General features: G+C 68.4%; 22 protein-coding genes, 1 tRNA gene and 1 pseudogene. 3 read left to right on the forward strand and 21 right to left on the reverse strand.

The features are described from left to right. The 3 genes from acnA to ACED67_RS07225 are packed head-to-tail and all read right to left on the reverse strand — an operon-like array spanning position 1 to position 4,263. A complete protein-coding gene (gene acnA, locus ACED67_RS07215) occupies positions 1-2,721 on the reverse strand; it encodes an aconitate hydratase AcnA (RefSeq protein WP_395541145.1) in 2,721 nt (906 codons plus the stop codon). Beyond that, a complete protein-coding gene (locus ACED67_RS07220; protein ID WP_395540902.1) occupies positions 2,714-3,583 on the reverse strand; it encodes an isocitrate lyase/PEP mutase family protein in 870 nt (289 codons plus the stop codon). The genes acnA and ACED67_RS07220 overlap by 8 nt, the downstream gene beginning before the upstream one ends. Further along, the gene (locus ACED67_RS07225; protein WP_395540903.1) at positions 3,580-4,263 is read right to left on the reverse strand and encodes a GntR family transcriptional regulator; all 684 of its coding nucleotides are present in this window, start codon (positions 4,261-4,263) and stop codon (positions 3,580-3,582) included. Before ACED67_RS07225 ends, ACED67_RS07220 begins: the two co-directional genes overlap by 4 nt. Before the next feature lie 83 nt (positions 4,264-4,346). Here ACED67_RS07225 and ACED67_RS07230 point away from each other — a divergent pair, with 83 nt between their 5' ends. Beyond that, positions 4,347-5,510 (forward strand): 2-methylaconitate cis-trans isomerase PrpF family protein, encoded by a 1,164-nt coding sequence (locus ACED67_RS07230; protein WP_395540904.1) that lies wholly within the window; start codon positions 4,347-4,349, stop codon positions 5,508-5,510. Positions 5,511-6,042: 532 nt separating this feature from the next. Here the strand turns inward: ACED67_RS07230 and ACED67_RS07235 are convergent. The 7 genes and pseudogenes from ACED67_RS07235 to ACED67_RS07265 all read right to left on the reverse strand — a co-directional run. Beyond that, positions 6,043-7,026, reverse strand: a complete 984-nt coding sequence (locus ACED67_RS07235; RefSeq protein ID WP_395540905.1) for a sigma 54-interacting transcriptional regulator — start codon at positions 7,024-7,026, stop codon at positions 6,043-6,045. 18 nt (positions 7,027-7,044) lie between these two features. Then, positions 7,045-7,353 carry a response regulator gene (locus ACED67_RS07240; protein ID WP_395540906.1) on the reverse strand — a complete coding sequence of 103 codons (309 nt, stop codon included), beginning with the start codon at positions 7,351-7,353 and terminating at the stop codon, positions 7,045-7,047. Then, complete coding sequence (locus tag ACED67_RS07245; RefSeq protein WP_395540907.1) at positions 7,350-7,655, reverse strand: sensor histidine kinase; 306 nt, start codon at positions 7,653-7,655, stop codon at positions 7,350-7,352. The genes ACED67_RS07240 and ACED67_RS07245 overlap by 4 nt, the downstream gene beginning before the upstream one ends. A 51-nt stretch (positions 7,656-7,706) precedes the next feature. Next, positions 7,707-8,456: a cache domain-containing protein gene (locus ACED67_RS07250; protein WP_395540908.1), complete on the reverse strand. Its 750-nt coding sequence runs from the start codon at positions 8,454-8,456 to the stop codon at positions 7,707-7,709. Then, positions 8,420-8,716: a hypothetical protein gene (locus ACED67_RS07255; RefSeq protein ID WP_395540909.1), complete on the reverse strand. Its 297-nt coding sequence runs from the start codon at positions 8,714-8,716 to the stop codon at positions 8,420-8,422. Before ACED67_RS07255 ends, ACED67_RS07250 begins: the two co-directional genes overlap by 37 nt. A gap of 79 nt (positions 8,717-8,795) precedes the next feature. Further along, a complete protein-coding gene (locus tag ACED67_RS07260; RefSeq protein ID WP_395540910.1) occupies positions 8,796-9,167 on the reverse strand; it encodes a DUF1850 domain-containing protein in 372 nt (123 codons plus the stop codon). A gap of 77 nt (positions 9,168-9,244) precedes the next feature. Beyond that, a pseudogene (locus tag ACED67_RS07265) lies at positions 9,245-9,706 on the reverse strand (TRAP transporter large permease subunit); the annotation flags it as partial. A gap of 17 nt (positions 9,707-9,723) precedes the next feature. On the opposite strand from ACED67_RS07265, the gene ACED67_RS07270 reads away from it, so the two are divergent. Then, on the forward strand, positions 9,724-10,398 hold the full coding sequence (locus tag ACED67_RS07270) for a hypothetical protein (protein WP_395541146.1): 675 nt from the start codon (positions 9,724-9,726) through the stop codon (positions 10,396-10,398). On the opposite strand, the gene ACED67_RS07275 is transcribed toward ACED67_RS07270, so the two are convergent. The 4 genes from ACED67_RS07275 to ACED67_RS07290 form a co-directional block, all read right to left on the reverse strand. Continuing rightward, a tRNA-Met gene (locus ACED67_RS07275) sits at positions 10,355-10,431 on the reverse strand. The genes ACED67_RS07270 and ACED67_RS07275 overlap by 44 nt on opposite strands. Before the next feature lie 35 nt (positions 10,432-10,466). After that, positions 10,467-12,506, reverse strand: coding sequence for a hydantoinase/oxoprolinase N-terminal domain-containing protein (locus tag ACED67_RS07280; RefSeq protein WP_395540911.1), 2,040 nt, complete (start codon positions 12,504-12,506; stop codon positions 10,467-10,469). Positions 12,507-12,621: 115 nt separating this feature from the next. Next, on the reverse strand, positions 12,622-13,092 hold the full coding sequence (locus ACED67_RS07285) for a GNAT family N-acetyltransferase (RefSeq protein ID WP_395540912.1): 471 nt from the start codon (positions 13,090-13,092) through the stop codon (positions 12,622-12,624). Then, positions 13,089-14,366, reverse strand: a complete 1,278-nt coding sequence (locus ACED67_RS07290) for an RNA polymerase factor sigma-54 (RefSeq protein WP_395540913.1) — start codon at positions 14,364-14,366, stop codon at positions 13,089-13,091. The genes ACED67_RS07285 and ACED67_RS07290 overlap by 4 nt, the downstream gene beginning before the upstream one ends. An 84-nt stretch (positions 14,367-14,450) precedes the next feature. Here ACED67_RS07290 and ACED67_RS07295 point away from each other — a divergent pair, with 84 nt between their 5' ends. After that, the gene (locus tag ACED67_RS07295) at positions 14,451-16,652 is read left to right on the forward strand and encodes a selenide, water dikinase SelD (RefSeq protein WP_395540914.1); all 2,202 of its coding nucleotides are present in this window, start codon (positions 14,451-14,453) and stop codon (positions 16,650-16,652) included. Between the two features lie 80 nt (positions 16,653-16,732). Here the strand turns inward: ACED67_RS07295 and ACED67_RS07300 are convergent, their stop codons facing one another. From ACED67_RS07300 to ACED67_RS07330, 7 genes are all read right to left on the reverse strand, one after another. Continuing rightward, positions 16,733-19,063: an aldehyde dehydrogenase family protein gene (locus ACED67_RS07300; RefSeq protein WP_395540915.1), complete on the reverse strand. Its 2,331-nt coding sequence runs from the start codon at positions 19,061-19,063 to the stop codon at positions 16,733-16,735. Positions 19,064-19,128: 65 nt separating this feature from the next. Further along, complete coding sequence (gene deoC, locus ACED67_RS07305; protein ID WP_395541147.1) at positions 19,129-20,115, reverse strand: deoxyribose-phosphate aldolase; 987 nt, start codon at positions 20,113-20,115, stop codon at positions 19,129-19,131. Positions 20,116-20,221: 106 nt separating this feature from the next. Continuing rightward, the gene (locus ACED67_RS07310; RefSeq protein ID WP_395540916.1) at positions 20,222-20,620 is read right to left on the reverse strand and encodes a Na+/H+ antiporter subunit G; all 399 of its coding nucleotides are present in this window, start codon (positions 20,618-20,620) and stop codon (positions 20,222-20,224) included. Then, positions 20,617-20,889: a K+/H+ antiporter subunit F gene (locus ACED67_RS07315; protein WP_395540917.1), complete on the reverse strand. Its 273-nt coding sequence runs from the start codon at positions 20,887-20,889 to the stop codon at positions 20,617-20,619. The genes ACED67_RS07310 and ACED67_RS07315 overlap by 4 nt, the downstream gene beginning before the upstream one ends. Continuing rightward, positions 20,886-21,377 (reverse strand): Na+/H+ antiporter subunit E, encoded by a 492-nt coding sequence (locus ACED67_RS07320; protein ID WP_395540918.1) that lies wholly within the window; start codon positions 21,375-21,377, stop codon positions 20,886-20,888. The genes ACED67_RS07315 and ACED67_RS07320 overlap by 4 nt, the downstream gene beginning before the upstream one ends. A 2-nt stretch (positions 21,378-21,379) precedes the next feature. Beyond that, positions 21,380-22,879, reverse strand: coding sequence for a monovalent cation/H+ antiporter subunit D (locus ACED67_RS07325; protein WP_395541148.1), 1,500 nt, complete (start codon positions 22,877-22,879; stop codon positions 21,380-21,382). 11 nt (positions 22,880-22,890) lie between these two features. Then, on the reverse strand, positions 22,891-23,283 hold the full coding sequence (locus ACED67_RS07330) for a Na+/H+ antiporter subunit C (RefSeq protein WP_395540919.1): 393 nt from the start codon (positions 23,281-23,283) through the stop codon (positions 22,891-22,893). Positions 23,284-23,290: the final 7 nt, after the last annotated feature.

Here is a 23,290-nt window from a genome sequence, read left to right on the forward strand (position 1 = left end):
TCAGCCCTGGCCGAACAGCAGTTTGCGCAGCACGTAATTCGGCACGCCTCCGTGCCGGAAATATTCGGCCTCGATCGCGCTATCGAGGCGAATGAGAAGCTCTGTCTCGACCTTGGAACCATCCAGCCGCACGGCGGTCATGAGCAGACAGGACTTGGGCGTGATCGTCCCGTCGACAGCGATCTCCGCGCCGGTCAGGCTGATCGTCTCGAACCCGTCCAGACCCAGCGAAGCGGCGCTGTCGGTGCCAAGGAACTGGCAGGGCAGCACGCCCATCCCGATCAAGTTCGAGCGGTGGATGCGTTCAAAGCTGCGGGCGATGACGGCGCGCACGCCCAGGAGCTTGGTCCCCTTGGCGGCCCAGTCGCGGCTGGAGCCGCTGCCATATTCCTCGCCCGCCAGGATGATCAGCGGGGTCTGGGTCTTGGCGTAGTGTTGCGCCGCGTCGAAGATCGACAGCACCTCGTCGCCCGGCGCGATGCGGGTGAAGCCGCCCTCGACGCCCGGCACCATCTGGTTGCGCAGGCGCACATTGGCGAAGGTGCCGCGGATCATCACCTCATGCTGCCCGCGACGGGTGCCGTAGGTGTTGAACTCCTCGGGTGCCACCTGCCGTTCGCGCAGCCAGATCCCGGCGGGCGAGCTGCCCTTGATGGAACCGGCAGGGCTGATGTGGTCCGTGGTGATGCTGTCGCCCAGGATCGCCAGCACGCGGGCGTTCTGCGGCGGGACCGGGGCCACCGGATGCTCGCCGAAGCCTTCGAAGATCGGCGGTTCGGCGATATAGGTCGAGGGCGGCCAATTGTAGGTCTGGCCTTCGGGCGCATCGACCGCATCCCACAGGGCGCCACCGTCTTCCTTGTCGGCATAGGCGGCACGGAAGAAGGAGGGGCTTTCGGCGTATTTGCGGAACGCCGCCACTTCGTCCGGCGCGGGCCAGATATCCGCCAGAGTCACCGGCCTGCCCTCCGCGTCATGCCCAAGGGCATCCCGGGTCAAGTCGATCCGCATGCTTCCGGCCAGCGCATAGGCGACGACCAGTGGCGGGCTCATCAGGTAATTGGCGCGGATCGAGGGGTTGATGCGCGCCTCGAAATTGCGGTTGCCAGACAGGACGGCGGCGCAGACCAGATCCTGGCCGGTGACAACCGCGTCAATTTCCGGCGCGAGCGGACCCGAATTCCCGGCGCAGACGCCGCAGCCATAGGCGGCAACGCCGAAGCCAAGCGTTTCCAGCGCAGCCAGCAGGCCAGCGGCGGCGAGGTAATCGGTCACGACCTTCGAGCCGGGCGCGAAGGAGGTCTTGATCCAGGGCGCAACCCGCAGCCCCCGCGCCACTGCCTTCTGCGCCAAGAGGCCAGCGGCCAGCAGCACATCGGGATTAGAAGTATTGGTGCAGGAGGTGATCGCCGCGATCAGCACCTCGCCATGGCCCAGATCGGCGGGCAGGCCCTCGCCTGCTTCTGCCAGAGGCGCGCGCAGGGCGACGTCGCTGCGGCGCTCATAGCCGCCGGCGGCGACCGGAGCGGCATAGGCGCGGTCGAATGCGGCTGCGACCTCGGTCAGGTCGATCCGGTCCTGCGGGCGTTTGGGTCCGGCCACGGCGGGGCGGATGGCCCCAAGGTCCATCTCGATCACCCGGGTATAGTCGATCTCGCCCGGCATCGGGCAGCCGAACATGTCCTGCGCCCGGTAGTAGTTCTCGAGCACCGCCACTTCGGCCTCGGTCCGGCCGGTGCTGCGGAAATAGTCGATGGTGCGGGCATCGACCGGGAAGAAGCCCATGGTCGCGCCGTATTCCGGGGCCATGTTCGCGATCGTCGCCCGGTCGGCGGCAGAGAGCGCCGCGACACCTTCGCCGAAAAATTCCAGGAACTTGCCAACGACCTTGGCGGCGCGCAGCTTTTCGGTCACCGCCAGAACGGCATCGGTGATGGTGGAGCCTTCGGGCAGACGCCCGGTCAAATGCACCCCGATCACATCCGGGGCCAGCAGCCAGACGGGTTCGCCCAGCATGGCCGATTCCGCCTCGATCCCGCCTACGCCCCACCCCATGACGCCGATGCCGTTGATCATGGTCGTGTGGCTGTCGGTGCCGACCAGGGTGTCGGGATACCAGAGGCCATCCTTCTGGAAGACGCCCTTGGCCAGCGACTCAAGGTTCACCTGATGGATGATGCCGAAGCCGGGCGGAACCGCCGACAGGGTATCAAACGCCGCGGTGCCCCATTTGAAGAACTCGTAGCGCTCGCGGTTGCGCTGGTATTCCAGCTCCATGTTGCGGGCCAGCGCCTGTGGGTCGCGGGTCACGTTCAGCTGGACCGAATGGTCGATCACCAGCTGCACCGGCACCATCGGTTCCACCAGCGCGGGATCCTTGCCCAGCCGTTTGGCAGTCGAGCGCATGGCGGCAAGATCGCAGACCAGCGGCGTGCCGGTGAAATCCTGCAAAACGACGCGGGCCACGGTCAGCGGAACCTCGTCGCGCTCCTGCTGCGGCTGCCAGCCGATCAGAGCCTTCGCGTGGTCACTGGTGACGGTCACGCCATCGATGTTGCGCAGCACGGATTCCAGCAGCACCTTGATCGAGCGCGGCAGGCGGGCGACGTTCGGGTGCTTCTCGGCCAAAGCGGGCAGGGAGTAGAGCGTGCCGCTGCGGCCCAGCCCGGCATCGAAGCCACGCAAGACGCCGAAATCGTCGCGCCAGGTGGTCTTAGTCAGCATATGTCTTCTCCAGCTCGTCGAAGTATGGCTTGCGGACAACCCGCTGACGCTCCTTGAAGCTGGCAACAAGGCCCGAGGCCTCGGACACGTCCTGCCCGCTCTTCAGCGCGGACAGCGCCGTCTGCATGCCGTGGATGGCCGCCTGAAGGGCAACATTCGCGTAAAGCACCAGCGAAAAGCCCATCTCGGCGAATTCCGCATTGGACAGGGCAGGGGTCTTGCCGCCCACCACGATGTTCACGAGCTGCGGCGCCTTGATCAGGTTGGGGAGCCTGCGCAGTTCCTCGACGCTTTCAGGGGCTTCCAGAAAGATGATGTCAGCCCCGGCCGCCTCGAAGGCAAGACAGCGTTCGACCGCCGCGTCGAACCCGTCGACCGCGCGTGCATCGGTGCGCGCCATAATGAGGAAGTCCTCGCTTCGGCGGGCATCGGCGGCAGCCTTGATCTTGCCGCACATCTCGTCGGTGCCGATGATCGCCTTGCCCGAGAAATGCCCACAGCGCTTGGGGTTGACCTGGTCCTCGATCTGCACGGCGCTGGCGCCCGCGCGCTCCATCACCCGGATCGTGTGATAGACGTTCACCGCATTTCCGAAGCCGGTGTCGATGTCGCAGATTAAGGGAAGGTCCACCGCGTCGCGGATGGCGGCAGTGTGGTTGGCGATGTCGGACAGGCCCATGAAGCCGTGATCGGGCATGCCGAACCAGGTGTTGGTCACCCCCGCGCCCGAGATATAGACCGCCTCGAACCCCAGTTCCTCGATGACGCGCGCGGCCAGAGCATTGGCAGCGCCGGGCAGGAGGGTGCCCTTGCGGGCCTCGACAAGGCGGCGCAGCTTCGCGCCGTGGGTCTGGGTCATTTGCTTTTTTCCGGGGTCTGGTTTCCGCCCCACAACAGGTTCTTGCGGGCGTTGGAGATGTGGTTGCGCATCGCCTCTTCGGCCTTTTTCGGATCGCGCAGCGACAGGGCCTCAAGGATCTCGCGATGCTCGCGCAGCGCCATTTCCGACCGGCCCGGCTGCGAGGCGGAGCGGAAGCGATACATGCGGATCTGCATGTAAAGCTCGGTCCCCAAGGCGCGAAACAGGCGGCGGCTTCCGCTGGCGCGGATGATGAAGAAGTGGAAATCATCATCCGAGGTCAGCTGATGGTAGCTGCCGGTGGCGATGGTCTTGTCGCGGTGCCGGTCCATCATGCCGGACAGCTCTTCCAGCTGCGCAACGGTGATCTTGCCGGCGGCAAGACCAGCGGCCCTGCCTTCCAGCACCTCGCGCATCTGGAAGAGGTCGTCCAGGTCTTCTTCGGTCAATCGGGCGACATAGACGCCAAGATTCTGCCGCCGCTCGACCATGTGTTGCGATTCGAGGCGGCGGATCGCTTCGCGCAACGTGCCCCGGCTGATGCCGAGATTGCGGGCGATCACGGCCTCTTTCACCCGCGATCCGGGCTCGATCTCGCCGCGCGAAATGGCCGTGGCGATGGCCTCGAAAGCCTGATCGCTGAGGGAGGGATGGGGTTGGAGGCTTTGCTCGATGCTCATGGGCGCCATCTGTGAACTGTTGACAGTTGGCAGTGTTGGGTGCGATCTGTCAACCCGTCATCTGGAAGGTGCGGGAGAGGGCAATGGAACAGCGGCGGATCAGGGCGGTCTTCATGCGGGGCGGCACCTCGAACGGGCTGATCTTTCGGGCCGAGGATCTGCCTCTGGCTGGTGCTGGGCGCGATGCGGTCATCCTGGCCGCGATGGGATCGCCCGATCCGAACATGCGTCAGCTCGACGGCATGGGCGGCGGCATTTCCTCGCTGTCGAAAATCTGCATCGTCGGCCCGTCCAGCCACCCCGGCGCTGATGTGGATTACACCTTCGGCCAGGTAGGTGTGGACGTGCCTGTGGTGGATTACGGCGGCAATTGCGGCAACATGTCTTCCGCCATCGGCCCCTTCGCGGTGGAGGAGGGAATGGTGCCGCGACCGGCCGATGGCGCGACGGTCGTGCGGATTCACAATACCAATACCGGCAAGGTCATCGCGTCGCGATTTCAGGTGCGGGGCGGCGAGCCGGTCGTCGAAGGCGAGACCGGGCTGGACGGTGTGGCCGGGACGGCGGCCGAGATCCGTCTGGAATTCCTTGACCCTGGTGGGTCTAAGACCGGCAAGCTGCTGCCCACCGGCAATCCGGTCGATGTGATCGAGGTGCCGGGGCTGGGTCCGGTCGAGGTCAGCCTGGTCGATGCCGCCAATCCAATGGTTTTCGTGGCTGCCGAATCCCTGGGCGTGCCGGGCCATATGATGCCCGCCGAGATCGACAAGGATGCGGTCTTGCTGAAACGGCTGGACGACATCCGCCTGCGCGGCGCGGTCATGATGGGTATGGCGGCGGATATCGATGCGGCGGCCAAAGTTCTGAGCGTGCCGAAAATCGCGATGCTGGCACCATCCTGCGATGCGCCGACCCTCTCGGGCAAGGGCCTGAGGGCGGCGGAGGCCGATATCGCCGCCCGGACGATTTCCGTGGGCCAGCCGCACAAGGCCATTCCGCTGACTGCTGCCCTGTGCCTTGCGGCGGCGGCGCGGGTGCCCGGGACGGTGGCCGCGCGGCTGGTCGCGTCCGCCACGCCCGGCGCGATACGGATCGCGCATCCCTCGGGCACGATGAGCGTCGATGCCGAGATGGGCATGGAAGAAGGCGAGGTTGCGGTGCGCCACGCCACTGTGCTGCGCACGGCGCGGCGCATGATGGAAGGCGCGGTCTGTGTGCCCGCGCGCTTCTTCGAAAATCTTGGGTAGAGACCTGCCCGAAGGGTGCAGTACGAAATCCAGCACGGCTTTCGAAACCCGGCGCCGATCTTAGGCAGGTCTCGATCCGGGTTTTGTCTCAACCCTCCAGGATGATCAGAAACAGTCTGTGATCTTTGTCTGTCATGCCGCCAGCGCCACGAATGGGGCAAAGGGGCAGCGTCCGGGCGTAATCTGACCTAATCCCGGACGGCTCTCCGAAGACGATCCGGGTCGGCCAGGGCAGCGGGCTCCCCCTTGATGCGTCAGGGGCGTTCCGGCCATTGCCCTTGCAACGGTCGGCGCCGATCCTCCGGGGTGGTGCAGGCCGTATAAGGGCCTCTCGTGCCGGTGGTTTTTCGCCGAGCGACGGGTGGGCGCGCCCGGTGTTGGAGCAGGGCCGCCATGCCTGGGCGATGAACTCCGGCCCGCTTCTGAACGCGCATGGCCAAGCACGCAAGGACTACCGGCCTGGCGATCGGGGCCATGGTCACGGGGCGATCCAAATTCGGGCTCAGAGCACAGTGCTTTGTGTCCCCGAAGTTCAAACCCGCGATGTCAGACCGTAGCGGCGCATCTTGTCGTTCAGGGTGCGCCGGGCCAGGCCAAGGCTCTCCGCCACGCGCAAGGTATTGCCGCGATGCCGCTCGAGGGCGGCGGCGATCTCGCGCGCTTCGAAGGCCGCGACCCGATCGGCGAGACTGTTGTCCGGCAGGACCGGGGCGTTGTCGGCACGCAGCTCAAGCAGCCCAAGCGTATGGGCCTCGGCCGCGGCCCTGAGTTCGCGCATGTTGCCGGGCCAGGCGCGGCGCTTGAGCGCCTGATGCAGCGGGTATCCGGCCTGCGGATCGGGGCGGCCATAGCGACGAGCGGCAAGCTGGGCGTAATGGGTGAAGATGAGTGGAATGTCTTCGGCGGCGTCGCGCAGGGGGGGCGTCGCCAGCTCGGCCCCGGCAAGACGGAAGAACAGGTCGGGGCGAAAGCCATCGGCTTCGCGCAGCGGCGCTTTGGACGTGGCAATGATGCAGAGATCGAGGGGACGGAGGTCGTTCTCGCCCAACCTCTCCACCGCGCGTTCCTGCAGCGCGCGCAAGAGCTTGGCCTGAAGCGCGGGGGGCATGGTTTCGACCTCGTCCAGAAGCAGCGTGCCACCCTGGGCCGCCTCCATCTTGCCTTGCCGGGCGGCACCCGCGCCAGGAAAGGCCCCGGCGGCATGGCCGAACATAAGCGTTTCGAACATCTGTTCGGGAAGTGCGGCGCAATTGACCGCAACGAAAGGGCCGGTCGCGCGGGGGCTGGCGGCGTGAAGCGCGCGGGCGACAAGCTCCTTGCCGGTGCCGGTTTCGTCGGTGATTAGCACATCGACCTCAAGCGGCGCAAGGGCGGCGATCCGGTCGCGCAGGCTGCGCAGCGCGCGGCTTTGGCCAAGGATCGTGGTGGCCGCAGTTTCAGCAAGCACCTGTTGAAGGCGCCCGACCTCGGTCCTCGTGGCACGGGCGGCCAGCGCGCGGGTGACGACGGCGACCACGTGGCGGGCGTCATAAGGCTATTCCAGAAAATCCTCGGCTCCGGCGCGGATCGCCTGCACCGCATGGCCCAGATCGCCATGGCCGGTCAGCAGGATCACCGGCAGATCAAGGGGCAGCGCCTTGACCGCCTGAAGAAGCGCCAGCCCGTCCATGCCGGGCATGCGCAGATCGGTCAGCATGAGGTCGGGCGCAGCCTCCGGCAGCGCGGCAAGGGCGGCTGTAGGATCGGCGAAGCCTTCGGCGCGGTGACCGGCGGCCTGCATCAGATCGCAAAGCGCGGCCAGATGGTCGGCGTCATCCTCGACCACGAAAAGCCGGGCGGTCATTCGGCGGCCTCGCCCGCGGCAGAATGCGCGCGCGGGGTGACCAGTTCCAGCGCCGAGGCAAGAACGGGGCGCAGGTCGATCAGGCTGCGCTCGCCGCCCTCTTTCCGACCGAAGGATTTCAGGTGCGTGGTGGTGCGCTGCATCCTGCGGATCAGGCCGCGCGCGGTGGCGAGCCGTGACGCGATGCTGCTTTCGCCGGGTGGCAGCGACAGTTCGGCCGAGGTCAGCGTCGCCTCCATTGCGGCAAGGGGCTGGCTGATCTCATGCACGATGGCGGTGGACATGCGGCCCAACGCGGCCATTTTTTCGGCATGGATGAGATGCTCCTGCGTGGCGCGCAGATCGGCCTCGGCCTAGGCCGGCGCCTCGATTTCGCGCGCAAGGTCGGCGGTGCGGGCGCCGACCATCGCCTCGAGCCATTCCGATTGCGACAGGCGCAGGGAGACGAGCTGGCGCCGCTGGTCCCAGGCAAGGTAGAGCCCGGCGACGAGCAGCGTCAGAAGGGCGGTGGCCATGGCCCAACCCGCAGCCGCACCGGTGATGGCGGCGGAAGGGCGGGCGGCGATCAGGCGCCAGCCGGTTCCGGTCAGGGTGGAAAGGCGGGCGATCCAGCCCTCGCCCACCGTATCGGCGCCAAGGGGTGGGTTGCCAAGCAGTGGCCGCGCCCCGGCCAGGTCGATTCCGTCACAGGCGCGGGTCTGGGTCAGTTCGGCCAGCCCTTCCGGCGGCAGGGGGCCAAGCGGGCGGTAGAGCCAGTCCTCGCGCCCCGACAGGAAGACGACGCCCGCCGCATCGAACAGCGCCACATCGGCCCCGGCGGTGCGCCAGGTCTGCTGCAGCGGCCGCAGATCCAGCTTTCCCACGACAACCCCGGTCTGGCCGCCAGAGGTGACGCGGGTCGACAGGAAGAAGCCGGGGACGCCGGTGGTGACGCCAATGGCGTAGAACTGGCCTCTGCCCCGTTGCAGGGCCTGGCGGAAATAGGGGCGCAAGCCGTAATCCTGGCCGACGAAGCTGTCATACCGCGCCCAGTTCGAGGCGGCGATGGTCAGACCGCGATCGTTGATCAGGAACAGCTCGGCCGCCCCGGCATGGGCGGCCACGGTGCAAGATAAAGGTTGGCCCCATCAAGGGCGGCAGGGTCCGACAGGGCGGCGCGGATGCGGGCATCCTCTTCCGCGACATCGGGCAGGGCACGGAAGCGGTCGATCTCCGCCTCGACGGCGCGGGCGGTGAGGAGAAGGGTCTGGTCCAGTTCGGCCCTGAGCCGCGAGGTGATCAGGCGTTCGGCCAGCAGCCAGGCCAGGCCGGTGGCGAGCAGGGCGGCCAGAAGCGGCAGAAGGGCGGGGCGCAGGCGGATCATGGCGCAAGACTGCGCGTCTTGGCGTCGCAAGGAAAGGCTGCTGTCGCGGCGGAAGCTGGGCCCGATGGCGGGATGACGGTCATGGCAGATGTCGCGGCGGGCAGGGCGCAAGGGTGACGGGGGCTCCGGGCGCCTCGCCTGGGGCGCGGCAGATACCGGCATCGCAAAGCTGCCAGCCCGCTCCGGTCGCGCGCGAGGTGGCAAGGCTCAGGCTGGGCAGGCGGCGGTCTTCGGGCCAGACCCACCAGCCGTCTTGCAGGATGGCGCCCTCGCCCGGTTCCATCCCCGCGCCCGAGCCCTTCACCCGTGCGCCGGTCAGGCGGAGGGCTTGGGGTTCGACCCACCAATCCTCGACCCATTCGACCTTTTTGACCGAATGAGTCCAGCGCAGCTGAAAGGCGGGGCCGGACAGCGCCGGCATGACCCCGCCCGCCAGGAGGCAGGCGGTCATCCGGCGGGCCTGGCGCGCGACTGGCGCCAGACCAACGCGGCGAATGCCGCCGTCAGCAGCAGGCCGATGCCATCGGCGGCAAGCGGTCCGCCCTCCTGCAGCATCAGGGCAGGGGTGTAAACCGCCATGAAGGGGATCACGAAACCCGCCGCCGCGATCTTGACGGCGCTGAGGCTGATGATCAGCCCGCGTTCGCGCGCGATGGGTGCGGCGGCAAAGCAGGCCAGCGCCACAGGCGGCGTCAGATCGGCAAGGATGCCGAAGTAGAAGACGAACATGTGGCTGACGATCAGTGGCACGCCCAGAGTGAGAAACGCCGGTCCGGCGATCGAGGAGGTGATGATGTATTTGGGGATGGTGGGGATGCCCATGCCCAGGACGATCCAGGTGATCATGGTCAGCACGAGCGAGAGGAACAGGCTCTTCTCGCCCACGCCGACGATGAACTGGCCAAAGGTGTTTGCCGCCCCGGTCAGCGTCATGGTGCCGATGATCACGCCAACCAATGCGCAGGCGATGCCCACCGGCAGCGCGGTGCGGCTGCTGCGGGGCAGGGATGAGCATCCATGACCGCGTCGGCACTGCGATCCGCATCAGATGCAGCGCGGCCACCGAAAGCCGGAGCTGCACGAACACAGGCCGTTTCCGTCTGGATCGAATCGAGGCGGCGATCTTCGATCAGCTCCGCGCCCAGCTGGATCGCCCCGAATACCTTGGCGAGTTCGTGAAAACTTATGCGGCCGAGAGACGCCGTCTCAGTGATGCGGCCCGCCGAGATTCGGCGCAGATCGCCCGCCGCGCTGCGGACTCGGCCGCGCGCTATGCCCGTCTCGTGGATATGTTCGCTCGGGGCCTGATTGAGGGGGTCGAGGCCGAGGCCCAGATATTCGCGGCCAAGCAAGCCCGCGCCGATGCCGCCCGGGAGCTCGATCTCGCCCAGGCGGATGCCCAGGTGGTCGAATTGCACCCGAGGGCCGCAGACACCAATGCCAAGGCCATTGCCGATATTTCCAAGGGGCTCGCGTCACCGGGAAAGGAATTCGACCCCGACGCCATCGAAGCCCTGCGGCGCGTGATCAGCACCGTGATGGTCACACCCCAGCCCGACAGCCGCGATGCGCTGATCGAGGTCCACGCCTACATCGAGACCATGTTGGGTCTAGACGAAGGAAAAGTGGGGGGTACGATGGTGGCGAGGGGGGGACTCGAACCCCCGACCCTGCGATTATGAGTCGCATGCTCTAACCAACTGAGCTACCTAGCCACTGGCGCGCGACTTACGCGGGCCATCCGGGGGCGTCAAGGGGAAATCGGCCCGGCTTCTTCCGCCGCCAGCGGATGCGCAACACGGGGCCGCCCGCTGGCTGTCACCGTGATCGTGCCCTCGATGAACAGCAGCGTGCCCTCGATCTCGGCCTCGCGCAGCGCCTGCTCCGCCGTCACCCGCAGATCCAAGGCACCCGCCGCCAGCGCCCGCGCCGTGGCCTCGGCGCGCAACGCCGCCTCCATCGCGGCGATCGCGTCTTCCTTGGCGCCATAGGCCTTGGGGCCGGTCGGCAGATGGGCGACAAAACGGCCCTGCGCGGGCGAGGTAATCAGACCCGACACGCGCTGGCTGACCTGCCCTGCCACGGCACCAATCGCGTTTGCCACGCCAGCGTGTTCCGGCAGGATCATCTCGCAGCTCAGCCGCGCGCCCACCGCGCCGTAATAGGACGGGGCCGACGCGCCCAGCCCGATCACCGGCACACCCAGCCGCGCGGTCATCTGCACAACGCCCTGGTGCCGGTCGAGCCCGGCCAGGGTCAGGCGATGCGCCGCGAGGGCCGCCGCATCCTCGCCGGCAAAGGCTGGATCTTCGGCAAAGGCCGCTTCCAGCAGGCAATCCACCGTCTGCGCCACCAGTTGATCGACGATCCGCTGCGCCAGAACCTCCGGCCCCTCGGCAAAGCGGTCACCCGTGCCGGTGCGCCGCCGCGCCATCAGCCGCAGCGCCTTTTCGGCCGCCGTACCATCCCAGTCTGCCAGCCGCCCCAGAACGTGGCTTGCGTCCGAAGGCGTGACCCCCGACAGCATCACCAGCCCCCGCGCCACCAGCCGCTCCAGCGCTGCCGCCTCAAGCCGCGAGGTCAGCGCCTTGCCTGCGGGCATCGGCGCGGTGATCCGGGCCAGAACCGTGGCCTCGCGCGCCGACAGGCCGCCCGCCGCCGCCCCCGCCATGGGAAGGACGAAGCGCCCGTCCATCTCGCCCGCCGTCTCGGTCGACAGCCAGCGGTCCAGCGCGTCATGCACCATCGCGGCATGGTCCACCGCCAGAAGCGAGACCGGAAGCAAGCGCCTTGGCCCCAGGCGCAACCGGCCCGCCAGACCCTCGGTCACCAGATGCACCTCGCTGTCGCCACCAAGCCCGGTCGTGCGCATCGCCACCGCCTCGACCATGGTGCGCAATCCGCCGACCCGCGCGCCTTGCGGGTCGATCTCGGGCAGGCCGTCCTTCAGAAGCGCCACATCCGTCGTGGTGCCGCCGATATCGCTGACCAGCGCATCCTTGGCCCCGGTCAGCCAGCGCGCGCCGACAATGCTGGCGGCGGGGCCGGAAAGGATGGTCTCGATCGGTCGCTCGCGCACCATGGCGGCGCTGATCAGCGCGCCATCGCCGCGCACAACCATCAGGGGCGCCTTGATCCCGATCGCGTCAAGGTGCCGCTCGCAGGCGGCGACCAGCCGGTCGATCATCCCGATCAGCCGCGCGTTCAGCACCGCAGTAAGCGCCCGCTTCGGCCCGTTCAACTGCGCCGACAATTCATGCGAACAGGTCACGGGCCGCCCGGTCAGCCGCCGGATCGCCTCGCGCACCGCGATTTCATGGGCTGGGTTGCGCGTGGCGAAGCGCGCCGCCACGGCAAAGCCGACAACGCCATCCGCGAGTTCGGCCAGCGAGGCCTCCAGCGCGGCAAGGTCCAGCTTCGTGGCTTCGATCCCGGCATGGCTATGCCCGCCCGCAATCGCGATCACCGGATCGCCCTTCAGCGCTTCGGACAGCCCGGCGCGCTCCAGATCGCCCGCATCAAACCCGACCGAGACCAGCGCGACCCGCCCGCCCTGGCCCTCGACCAGAGCATTGGTGGCCAGCGTGGTGGAGAGCGAGACCAGCGCCACCTGATCAGCGGCCAGGCCCGATGCCGTCAGCGCCGCATCGACCGCCTGTCCGATCCCGACCGCAAGGTCATGGCGGCTGGTCAGCGCCTTGGCCTTGCCCAGGATCACATTGGCGGCCTCGTCCAGCAGCACCGCATCGGTATAGGTGCCGCCGGTATCGACGCCCAGGAAATATGCCATCCGTCCCGTTCCCTTGCCGCTTCTGGGCCTGACACGGGGCGTAGCGCGGCGCGCGGCGCAGGTCATCCCCGGAAACGACATGGCACAGGGCCTGTTGCGGCAGATCGGCCCCCTGTCAGGGCCGCGACAGGGCCAGGACCATCTCGCAGCGGTCCAGTCCAGGGCCAAAGCCGTCTGGCACGACCGTGGTGACCGCAAAGCCGAAGCCCGCGTAGAACCCCGCCGTGTGCTGGCTGGTGGCCAGATGAACCCGCTCGATCCCCGGCAGCACCCGCGCCCGGGCCAGCCGCGCCTTGGTCAGCGCCCGGCCCAGACCCTTGCCCTGATGCGCCCGCGCGACCATGCCCCAGCACAGGCTTGCCTGCTGGCCGGATCCGTCCAGCGCAAGTCCGCCACAGGCCAGAATCCGCCCGGCTTCTTCCAGAACCAGATAGGTTCCTTCTGTGCCGCATTCCGGCAGGGCATCGAGAAACTCCGCAAATTCCTGCCGCTCCTCCGGTGCGAAGAACTGCGGCACATTGCCGTCGAAAAGTGCCAGGCAGTCCTCCCGGTCCGGCGCGGCATAGGGGCGCGCGCGGGGTGTCATCGCCGGGCCCTGCGGCGGCGGGCATGGGCCGGGGCGATGCCCAATATCCCGCGATACTTGGCCACCGTGCGCCGCGCCAGGGGGGCGCCCGCCCCGGCCAGCGCCTGCGCCAGATCGGCATCGCTCAGAGGCTGGGTCGGGTCTTCCGCCGCCACCATGCGCGCTAGCGCATCGCGCAGCGCCGCCCCCGCCGGGCCATCCTGCCGCACGGCGGGCGAGAACAGGGCGCGCAACCAGAAGGTCCCGCCCGGCGTATCCACCGCCGCCCCGGCCACCACCCGGCTGACCGTGCTCTGGTGCAGGCCCAAAGCCTCGGCCACATCGGCCATGGTCATCGGCACCACCGCCCCGATCCCGGCCTCCAGCACTGCCTCCTGCCGCCGCAAGACCTCGCGCGCGACGGCCAGAAGCGTGGCATTGCGGCCCTCGATCATGCGGATCAGCGCCGCCGCCGCGGCGCGTTCGGGGCCTTTCGGCCCGGCCAGCGTGACCGTGGGCAGGGCTGAGCGGTTCAGCGCCACCTGCCAGCCCTCGCCGCCGCGTGTCGCCACCAGATCGGGCACGGCGATCGGGGCAGCGCCGCCCTGAAAGCGGGCGCCCGGCTTGGGGTCATAGCCGCGCAGGCGGCGGATGCACTGCGCCACCTCGTCCGCGGTGCAGCCCAGATCGCGGGACAGCCGCCCCAGCGCGCCCTGGGCCACAAGCGGCAGGCGTTCCAGCACGCCCGCCATGATCGTATCCAGATGTCCCGCCTCTGCCGCCTGAAGGCGCAGGCATTCCGCCAGATCGCGGGCGAAAATCCCGGTCGGCTCCAGCTCCTGCAACCGCAGCAGCACCGCCTCGATCTCTTCGTCGCTGGCCCCCGTCTCGGCGGCGATCCGCGCCAGCGGCAGGCCCAGCCAGCCCGAAGGCTCCAGCGCCAGCGCCAGTTGGTCGGCGATGCGTTGGGCACGCGGCGGCAGGCGCAGGGCGGCGATGGCATGGCCGACATGGGCGGCAAGGCTGGGCGCCGCGCCCGCGATCACGATCTCGTCGGGGTCCAGATCCTGCGCGCCGCCGCCACGCAACGCCCGCAAGGCCTGGCCCCAGCGCGGCAGCCAGTCGGGCGGCGGGGCGGCGCCCAGAACCAGGGTTGGGTTCTCGGCGGCCTGTTCCTCAAGGAATTGCGTCAGCCCCGCCGCATCGGCCCGCAACACGCGGATCGAGGTTGCAAGCGCCGTGTTCAGCGACAGGCGCTGCGTCTGGGCGATGGTGATGCGCGGGCGGGACTTCATGTCCCGGAGCCTAAGCGCGCGCGCGCGGGCACGCAATCGCGCGGGGCCCTCGCCAAGCGCCGCCCACGCGGTTAGGTCTTGGGCATGAAACAAGGCGCGCCTTTCCCTCTTGTGCAGGATGCGGTTCTGATCGGCGGCGGCCATGCCCATGCGCTGGTGCTCCGCCTTTTCGCCATGCGCCCCTTGCCGGGCCTGCGCCTGACCCTGATCAATCCCGGCCCCGCCGCACCCTATACCGGCATGTTGCCCGGCCTGATCGCCGGCCATTACCGCCGCGATGAGATCTTCATCGACCTCGTCCGTCTGGCCCGTTTCGCCGGGGCGGCGCTGGTGCTGGACCGGGTCACCGGCATCGACCCTGCGGCGAAGCGCATCCACCTCGCCCATCGCCCGCCTCTGGCCTATGACCTTTGTTCGATCGATATCGGCATCGGCTCGGGCCTGCTCGGCATCCCCGGCGCCGAAGACCATGCCGTCGCCGCCAAACCCCTTGGCGCCTATGTCGAGGCCTGGGAGGCCTTTCTGGGGCGCCGCCCCGCCATGCCGCATCTGGTGATCGTGGGGGCAGGGGTCGGTGGCGTGGAACTGGCGCTCGCTTCGGCCCATCGCCTGCAAGGGCAGGGCGCTAGGCCGCAGATCACCCTGATCGACCGGGCCGAGACCGCGCTGCCGCAGATCGGCCCCGCCGCGCGGGCGCGGCTGATGGCCGAACTTGATCGCGCTGGCATCGCCTTCCGCCCCGGCTGCGAACTGGCGCGGGTCGCGGCCGCCTCGGTCACCCTGGCCACGGGCGAGGTGCTGCGCTCCGACTTCACCCTTCTCGTCGCGGGCGGCCAGCCGCAGCCTTGGCTGGCGCAATCCGGCCTTGCCATGCAAGACGGCTTTGTCACCGTCGGCCCGACCCTGCAAACATCGGATCCCGCCATCCTTGCCGCCGGAGACTGCGCCCATCTGGCCCATGCCCCGCGCCCCAAGGCCGGTGTCTTCGCGGTGCGCGAGGCGCCGGTGCTGACCCATAACCTGCGCGCGCTGGCCTCGGGCGGGCAGCTGAAACGCTACCAGCCGCAGCGCGACTACCTGAAGCTCGTTTCCACCGGGGCCAAATCGGCGGTGGCCGACAAGTTCGGCCTGCGCGCAGGCGGACCCTGGCTCTGGCGTCTGAAAGACCGCATCGACCGCCGCTTCATGGCGATGTTCGCCGATTACCCCGCCATGGCCCTGCCGCGCGTGCCCGCCCGGGCGGCAAAGGGGCTGGCGCAGGCCCTGGGCGACAAGCCGCTTTGCGCCGGCTGCGGTGCCAAGATCGGCGCCCAGGCCTTGTCTGAGGCGCTGAAGACCCTGCCCGCCCCGCAGCGCCCCGAGATCCTGCGCGGACGTGGCGACGATGCCGCCGTGATCGCCCTGCCGGGCGGCGGGCTGCAAGTCCTCACGACCGACCATCTGCGCGCCTTCACGCAGGATGCCCGCCTGATGGCCCGCCTGACCGTGATCCATGCCCTTGGAGATATCTGGGCCATGGGCGCCACCCCGCAGACCGCGCTGGCGCAGGTCACCCTGCCGCGCCTTTCCGAGCCGCTTCAGGCACGGATGCTGGCCGAAATCATGGAAGGGGCTGCCTCGATCCTGTGCGAAGCGGGCGCCGATCTTGTCGGCGGTCATACCACGCAGGGCGATGAAATGGTGATCGGCTTCTCGCTCACCGGCCTTGCCGCGCGCGTGGTCGAAAAATCCGGCGCCCGGCCGGGCGACGCGATCCTGCTGACCAAGCCCCTTGGCACAGGCACGGTCCTGGCCGCCGAAATGGCGCTGGCGCGCCTGCCGGGGCTGGTGCTAGGCGAGGCGGTCGCCGCCTGCCTTGCCGCAATGGACCGCCCGCTGACCCCCGCCGCCACCATCCTTGCCCCCGAGGCCCATGCCATGACCGATGTGACCGGCTTCGGCCTTGCCGGGCATCTGATGGAAATCCTGCGCGCCTCGGGCGTTGCCGCCGAGCTGGACCTTGGCGCCATTCCCCTCCTGCCCGGGGCCGAGATACTTGCCGCCCATGGCCAGTCGTCCAGCCTTGCCCCGGCCAACCGCGCCGCGCTGGGCTGGGCGGTGGACGCCCCCGCCAGCCCGCGCACCGACCTTCTTTTCGATCCGCAGACCTGCGGCGGGCTGCTCGCCTGTGTGCCGGGCGACAGGGCGGGGGCGCTGCTTTCGGCCCTTCAGGCCGCAGGCGATATCTCCGCCGCGCGGATCGGCGCGATCACCGAAGGTCAGCCCTTCCTGACGGTCCGGCGCTAGGGCCGGCCAGCGCGATCGCCCGGCGGAAGGGTGCGCCTCCGGCGGGGAAATTTCCCGAAGGGAAGAAAGGGCCGGGCGCGCTATTCGCCGTAGGGCACCCAGACCGTCTTGATCTCGGTCGCGCGGGCCAGGAAGGCGCGGGCATCGGCCTGCATCCAGTCGCGCGCCTGGCCGTGATTGACCCAGGTGCGTTTCAGGTTCGACACGCTGTCCTGCTCGATCAGACCCGACACGGGCGCCGAGGAGAAGGACCAGAGCGCATCCACATCCATATGCCCGGCCAGGGCCTTGGCCAATTCGCCATGGCCGCCCGTGACGATGTTGACCACGCCCGCCGGAACGTCCGAGGTTTCCAGCACCTGGTAGAAGTCCGTCGCCGCCAGCGGGAAGGCTTCCGACGGCACCAGCACGCAGGCATTGCCCATGGCGATGGCCGGGGCCAAAACCGAGACCAGCCCTAGAAGCGGTGCCTCGTCGGGGCAGAGCGCGCCGATCACGCCCACGGGTTCGGGCAGGGCCAGCGCAAGCCCTCGCAGCGGCACGGGTTTCGCGGCGCCTTCGTATTTGTCGGCAAAGGCGGCATAGGTGAACAGCCGGTCGATCGCGGCCTCGACCTCGGCCTCGCCGCGCGCGCCGGTCATGTCGCGCAGGCGGGCGGCGAATTCCCCGGCCCGGGCCGACAGGTTCTCGGCGATGTAATACAGCACCTGCGCCCGGCCATGCGCGCTGGCCCTGGCCCAGCCCTTGGCGGCATGGGCGGCCTCGACCGCATTGCGGATGTCCTTGCGGTTGCCCAGGCCGACATGGCCCAGAAGCCGCCCCCTGGCCGACCAGACCGCACGCGAATAGCCGCCATCGGGCCGTGCCTGCTTGCCGTCGACGAACTGCTTTGCCGTGCGGTCGATGCCGTCGATCTCGGGGCTGGCGGGTTCCGGCATCGGCTTCACCGCTTTCAGCGCCTTGGCGGAAGCGGCGGGTTTCAGATAGGCCATCAGCCCTTCCCAGCCGCCCTCGCGGCCAAAGCCCGATTCCCGCACCCCGCCGAAACCCGCCGCCGCGTCGAACAGGTTGGTGGCATTCACCCAGACCACACCCGTCCGCAGCTTGGGCGCGATGTCGAGCGTGAGGTTGATATTCTCGCTCCACAGGCTGGCCGCCAGGCCGTACCGGGTGTTGTTCGCCAGTTCCACCGCCTCGGCCGGGGTGCGGAAGGTCATACTGACCAGCACCGGGCCGAAGATCTCCTCCTGCATCAGCCGCGACGAGGTGGAAAGGCCGGTGATCAGCGTCGGCGGGTAGAAACAGCCCGCCGGCACCGGCGTCGCAGCGCGGTAAATCTCGCCCTCGCTGCTGTCGACCAGCCGTGTGATCGTCTCCAGCTGCACCGGATCGACCACCGCGCCCACGTCGATGCACTTGTCCAGCGGGTCGCCCAGCCGCAGCCCGTCCATCCGGCGCTTCAGCTTTTCATGGAAACGGTCGGCCACGCCCTCCTGCACCAGAAGGCGCGAACCGGCGCAGCAGACCTGGCCCTGATTGAACCAGATCGCATCGACCAGCCCCTCGACCGCGGAATCCAGATCGGCATCGTCAAAGACGATATAGGGCGATTTGCCGCCCAGTTCCAAAGTAAGCGCCTTGCCGCTGCCCGCCGTTGCCGCGCGTATCCTGCGGCCCACTTCGGTCGAGCCGGTGAAGGCGATCTTCGCGACCTGCGAATGGTCGACCAAAGCCGCCCCGGTCGCGCCATCGCCGGTCACGATGTTCAGCACCCCCTTGGGCAGACCGGCCTCGCGGCTGATCTCGGCGAACAGCAGCGCGGTCAGCGGCGTGTATTCGGCGGGCTTCAGCACCACCGTATTGCCCGCCGCCAGCGCGGGCGCCACCTTCCAGGCCAGCATCAGCAGGGGGAAGTTCCACGGGATCACCGCACCGCAGACGCCCAGCGGCGCCAGGCCCGGCTTTTCTGTCTCCAGCAGCTGCGCCAGGCCGGCGTGATAGTAGAAATGCCGCGCCACCAGCGGAATGTCGATGTCGCGGCTTTCCCGGATCGGCTTGCCATTGTCGAGGCTTTCCAGGACCGCGAAGAGCCGCGCGTGTTTCTGCACCAGCCGCGCCAGGGCATAGAGGATGCGCGCCCGCTGCGCCCCGCTGGTCCTGGCCCATTTCGGGAAAGCCCTGGCCGCGGCCTTCACCGCCGCATCCACCGTTTGTGCCGAGCCCTGCGACACTTGCGCCAGCACCGCCCCCGTCGCGGGGTTCTTGGTGTCGAACGGCGCCTCGGGTGCCGCGAAAGCCCCGTCGATGAACGCGCCGAAGACCCCGTGCCTCTTCAGCCAGGCCATGGCCTCGACGCTGCTTTCCGGGGCGGGGCCATAGGACATGCTGTCGAAGATTTCCTTGATCGTCATGGTCTTGTCCTCAAAGCTCGCGGCCCTGAACCGGCCAAGATGACGCGAGGGGCGGAGCCCCTACTTCACGCCAGGGCATGGCGATACCCGGCCGAATAGGACCCGGTCAGGTGATGCTCCAATTGCCGCTCGATATCGCCCAGAAGCGACGAGGCGCCAAAGCGGAACAGGTCGGGTTGCAGCCAGTCATGGCCCAGCTCGTCCTTCATCAGCGCCAGATACAGAAGCGCATCCTTGGCCTTGGAAATCCCGCCCGCCGGCTTGTAGCCGACCTTGAAGCCCGTGCGCGCTTCATAGTCCCGGATGGCGCGGATCATGGTCAGGCTCACCGGCAGGGTCGCGTTCACCGCCTCTTTCCCGGTCGAGGTCTTGATGAAATCCGCCCCTGCCATCATGCAGACCAGGCTTGCCCGCGCCACATTGCGCAGCGTCTGCAACTCGCCCGTCGCCAGGATCGCCTTGACATGGGCCGTCCCGCAGGCCGCCCGCATCTCGGCCATTTCGTCATACAGCGCCTGCCAATTGCCGGTCAGCACATGGCGGCGCGAGATCACGATGTCGATCTCCTGCGCGCCTGCCTGAACGGACTCGCCAATCTCGGCGATGCGCAGATGCCAGGGCGACAGGCCCGCCGGAAAGCCGGTCGAAACCGCCGCGACCGGGATCCCCGAGCCATCCAGCGCCTTCACCGCCGTTTCCACCATGTCGTGATAGACACAGACCGCGCCCACGGTCAGGCCCGGCATCCCCAGCGCCTCAAGCATCGCGGGCGAAACCGGCTGCCGCGCCTTGGCACAGAGCCGCTGCACCCGGCCCGGCGTGTCATCGCCCGACAGGGTGGTCAGGTCGATCAGCGAGATCGCCTTCAGAAGCCAGGCCGCCTGATAATCCTTCTTGACGCTGCGCCGCCCGCCCAGCGTGGCACAGCGCCGCTCGATGGCCGAGGTATTGGCCTGCACGCCCGCCACCCAGTCAAGGTCCAGTGCCATGCCGGGGTTCCGCGCATGGCCCGATTGCGGAACCAGTCCCGTTCCGGCGCGGGCGGGTGCGATCGTGTTCACGGCGGGGCCTCCCCAAGCTTGCACTTGACGATGGCACGCGGCGGCGCAGGCGGCAAGCGCCTCGCCTAAAAATTTGACCTTTTGGTCAGGAAATCGCCTAGGCCTCGCTGCGGACCGGAGCGTTCGGGTCGCGGATCAGCGCGTCCGGGGCTTCGGTCGCCCAGGGCCCGCCGCCTTCCGGCCGGGGCAGGGTGCTGCGGTCGATATGCCGCGCCAGATGCACTTTCGACAGCATCAGCGCCGACAGGGGGGCGGTGATGAAGAGGAAGACAGTGATCAGGATCTCCTGCCAGGCGACGCGCCCGGTCAGCGTCCACATTTCGGCATTCGACGCGATCAGCGCCGCGCCCACACCCAGCGTCGTCGCCTTGGTCGGCGCGTGCAGGCGCTGCATCGACTGCGGCAGGCGCAACAGGCCCCAGCTTCCGATCAGCCCGAACAGCCCGCCGCCCACGACCACCACGGCCAGCACGATTTCCACCAGGGTGCCGATCATTCGATGATGCTCCCGCGCAGAAGGTATTTGCACAGTGCCACGGTCGAGACGAAGCCGGTCATGGCAAACAGCATCGCCGGTTCAAACACGGTGATGCCGCCGATCCCCGCGCCGTAGAGCATCAGCAGCGCGATCACGTTCACCGTCATCGTGTCCAGCGCCAGGATCTTGTCGGCCATGGTCGGGCCGGTGGCGATGCGGATCAGGTTCAGAACCAGCGCCAAGGCGAAACAGCCCATGGCAAACAGGATTGCGATGTCCAGGATCATTCGAAAATCCTCATCAGCCGTGCCTCATAGCGGGTCTTGATCCCGTCGCGCACCTCGTCGGGGTTCGGGGCATGCAGGGAATGGATCAGCAGGCTGCGCCCGTCGGCCGAGAAATCGGCGGTCAGCGTGCCGGGGGTCATGGTGATCGTGCCCGCCAGAAGGCTGATCGCCTCGGGCGATTTCAGCTCGACCGGCACGGTGACAAAGGTGGTGCGGATCTGGTCCTTGGGCATGAAGAGAATGATCTTGGCGACCTGAAAGGACGACACGATCACGTCCCAGACCACGATGGCCAGATAGGTGACCAGCTCCAGCGGCCGCCGCAGGCGCGGCCGCTCCGGCCACCAGGCGTTGGTCAGAAGCGGGATCGCCACGGCCAGGAACACCGCCAAGACCAGGCTGCCGAAGGTCCAGCGATTGGCAAGGATCAGCCAGAACAGCACCAGAAAGGCGCTTTCGGCGGGGTGAGGGATCAGGCGGCGCAGCATGGTCAGGCTCCTTCACCCAGGCGGTTGGCGGCAATATAGGCATCAGGCTTGACAAGATGGTCGGCCGTCACCGCCATCCAGTCGCTGACCGGCCCGGCCAGCACCGACAGCGCGGCCAGCGCCACAAGGAACAGGCCGGGCATGGCCAGTTCCTGCAGGCCCAGCGGGCGCGCGGGGGCGGGGCCGCTGGCCTTCCAGAACAGGTTGGACCCCGCGCGGGCAAAGCCCAGGATCATCAGGAAAGACCCGCCCAGCACCACCGGCCAGACCCAGGCCGCCTGCGGGGCAGTGGCCTGCAACACGAAAAGTTTGCCGATGAAACCCGACAGCGGCGGCAGACCGGCGCAGGCCACGGCAGCGGCCAGGAACAGCGCGGCGGCCGGGCCGGGCAGGCGCGGCCCCTTGGCCGCGATATCGCCGTCCAGCCAGACCGCGCCCCGGCTGGCCAGCACATCGGCCAGCAGGAACAGGAAGGCGGCGGCCAAGGTTGAATGGACCATGTAATAAAGCGCGGCCCCGACCGCCTGCGGGCCAAAGCCTGCAATGGCGGTGAAGGCCGTGCCCATCGAGGCGATGGCGGCATAGGCGGCCAGACGCGGCAGGCTGCGCGCGCCCAGAACGCCCACCGAGCCGACGGCCAGCGTCAGCAGCGCGGCGGGCAGCAGCATCTGGCTCAGAAGCGGGCCGGTTGCGGGCAGGTCGGGCGGAAAGATCATCGTGCCGGTGCGGATCGCGGCATAGGCGCCGACCTTGGTCATCACCGCGAACAGCGCCGCCACCACGCCCGGTGCCTTGGCATAGGTGCCCGGCAGCCAGAAATGCAGCGGCACCAGCGCGCCCTTCACGGCAAAGACCAGCATCAGCAGGACCGCCGCCACCCGCATCAGCGCCACGTCATCGGCGGGCAGCGCGCGCAGCTTCACCGCCAGATCGGCCATGTTCAGCGTGCCCATGACCGAATAGATCGTCGCCAGCGCGAACAGGAACAGGGTCGAGCCGACAAGGTTGACCGCGATGTAATGCAGCCCCGCCCGGATGCGCGGCCCGCCGCCGCCATGGACCATCAGCCCGTATGAGGCGATGAGCAGAACCTCGAAGAAGACGAACAGGTTGAAGGCGTCGCCGGTCAGGAAAGCGCCGTTCAGCCCCATGAGCTGGAACAGCCACAGCGCATGGAAATGCGCGCCGCGCCGGTCCCAGCCGGTCGCCATGGCCTGCAGCAGCACCGCCATCGACAGGCCCGCCGTCAGCAAAAGCATCAGCGCCGACAGCCGATCCAGCACCAGCACGATGCCGAAAGGCGCGGGCCAGTCGCCCAGCCGGTAAAGCTCTGGCCCCGCGCCCGAGGCTGCGTTGAACAGGACCAGCGCGATCACCAGCAGCGCGGCATTGCCCGCCCCCGCCAGCGCGCGGGCCAGCCAGGGCCGGTCGCGCGCCACCAGAAGCGTGATCCCCGCCAGAAGCGCCGGCAGCACCACGGGCGCGATGATCAGATGCCCCATACCCGTCCCGCTCATGCCCGTGCCTCCGGTGCCGTCTCAAGCCCGGCCGGATCGTCCGAGGCATCTTCGGGCATGCCATCCTTGCCGGGCGGCGCGTCGACCCTGTCATTGCCGGTCTCGAAATAGGCGCCCAGGCCCATCATCACGATCACCGCCGTCATCCCGAAGGAAATCACGATGGCCGTCAGCACCAGCGCCTGCGGCAGGGGATCGGTCGGGATCTCGGTCTGGCCGACGATCGGGTCCGAGCCGGGCTTCAGCCGCCCCACGGCGAAGATGAACAGGTTCACCGCATAGCTCAGAAAGGTCAGACCCAGGATCACCGGAAAGCTGCGCAGCCGCAGCATCAGATAGGTGCCGACGAAGGTGAAGATGCCGATGGCACCGGCGACCAGGGCTTCCATGCCAATC

The sequence above is a fragment of the Neotabrizicola paludis genome (assembly GCF_044142105.1).
Taxonomy (GTDB): domain Bacteria; phylum Pseudomonadota; class Alphaproteobacteria; order Rhodobacterales; family Rhodobacteraceae; genus Pseudogemmobacter.

Excerpts from the sequence above, each read along its gene's own strand:
- ACED67_RS07285 (WP_395540912.1), bottom strand. The coding sequence starts at position 13,092 with ATGACACCCCGCGCGCGCCCCTATGCCGCGCCGGACCGGGAGGACTGC.
- ACED67_RS07295 (WP_395540914.1), top strand. The coding sequence starts at position 14,451 with ATGAAACAAGGCGCGCCTTTCCCTCTTGTGCAGGATGCGGTTCTGATC.
- ACED67_RS07325 (WP_395541148.1), bottom strand. The coding sequence starts at position 22,879 with ATGGGGCATCTGATCATCGCGCCCGTGGTGCTGCCGGCGCTTCTGGCG.
- ACED67_RS07290 (WP_395540913.1), bottom strand. The coding sequence starts at position 14,366 with ATGAAGTCCCGCCCGCGCATCACCATCGCCCAGACGCAGCGCCTGTCG.
- ACED67_RS07225 (WP_395540903.1), bottom strand. The coding sequence starts at position 4,263 with ATGAGCATCGAGCAAAGCCTCCAACCCCATCCCTCCCTCAGCGATCAG.
- ACED67_RS07280 (WP_395540911.1), bottom strand. The coding sequence starts at position 12,506 with ATGGCATATTTCCTGGGCGTCGATACCGGCGGCACCTATACCGATGCG.
- ACED67_RS07245 (WP_395540907.1), bottom strand. The coding sequence starts at position 7,655 with ATGGCCGCGTTGGGCCGCATGTCCACCGCCATCGTGCATGAGATCAGC.
- ACED67_RS07315 (WP_395540917.1), bottom strand. The coding sequence starts at position 20,889 with ATGATCCTGGACATCGCAATCCTGTTTGCCATGGGCTGTTTCGCCTTG.
- ACED67_RS07320 (WP_395540918.1), bottom strand. The coding sequence starts at position 21,377 with ATGCTGCGCCGCCTGATCCCTCACCCCGCCGAAAGCGCCTTTCTGGTG.
- ACED67_RS07220 (WP_395540902.1), bottom strand. The coding sequence starts at position 3,583 with ATGACCCAGACCCACGGCGCGAAGCTGCGCCGCCTTGTCGAGGCCCGC.
- ACED67_RS07260 (WP_395540910.1), bottom strand. The coding sequence starts at position 9,167 with ATGACCGCCTGCCTCCTGGCGGGCGGGGTCATGCCGGCGCTGTCCGGC.
- ACED67_RS07255 (WP_395540909.1), bottom strand. The coding sequence starts at position 8,716 with ATGATCCGCCTGCGCCCCGCCCTTCTGCCGCTTCTGGCCGCCCTGCTC.
- ACED67_RS07310 (WP_395540916.1), bottom strand. The coding sequence starts at position 20,620 with ATGATCGGCACCCTGGTGGAAATCGTGCTGGCCGTGGTGGTCGTGGGC.
- ACED67_RS07240 (WP_395540906.1), bottom strand. The coding sequence starts at position 7,353 with ATGACCGCCCGGCTTTTCGTGGTCGAGGATGACGCCGACCATCTGGCC.
- ACED67_RS07230 (WP_395540904.1), top strand. The coding sequence starts at position 4,347 with ATGGAACAGCGGCGGATCAGGGCGGTCTTCATGCGGGGCGGCACCTCG.
- ACED67_RS07300 (WP_395540915.1), bottom strand. The coding sequence starts at position 19,063 with ATGACGATCAAGGAAATCTTCGACAGCATGTCCTATGGCCCCGCCCCG.
- ACED67_RS07270 (WP_395541146.1), top strand. The coding sequence starts at position 9,724 with ATGAGCATCCATGACCGCGTCGGCACTGCGATCCGCATCAGATGCAGC.
- ACED67_RS07330 (WP_395540919.1), bottom strand. The coding sequence starts at position 23,283 with ATGGAAGCCCTGGTCGCCGGTGCCATCGGCATCTTCACCTTCGTCGGC.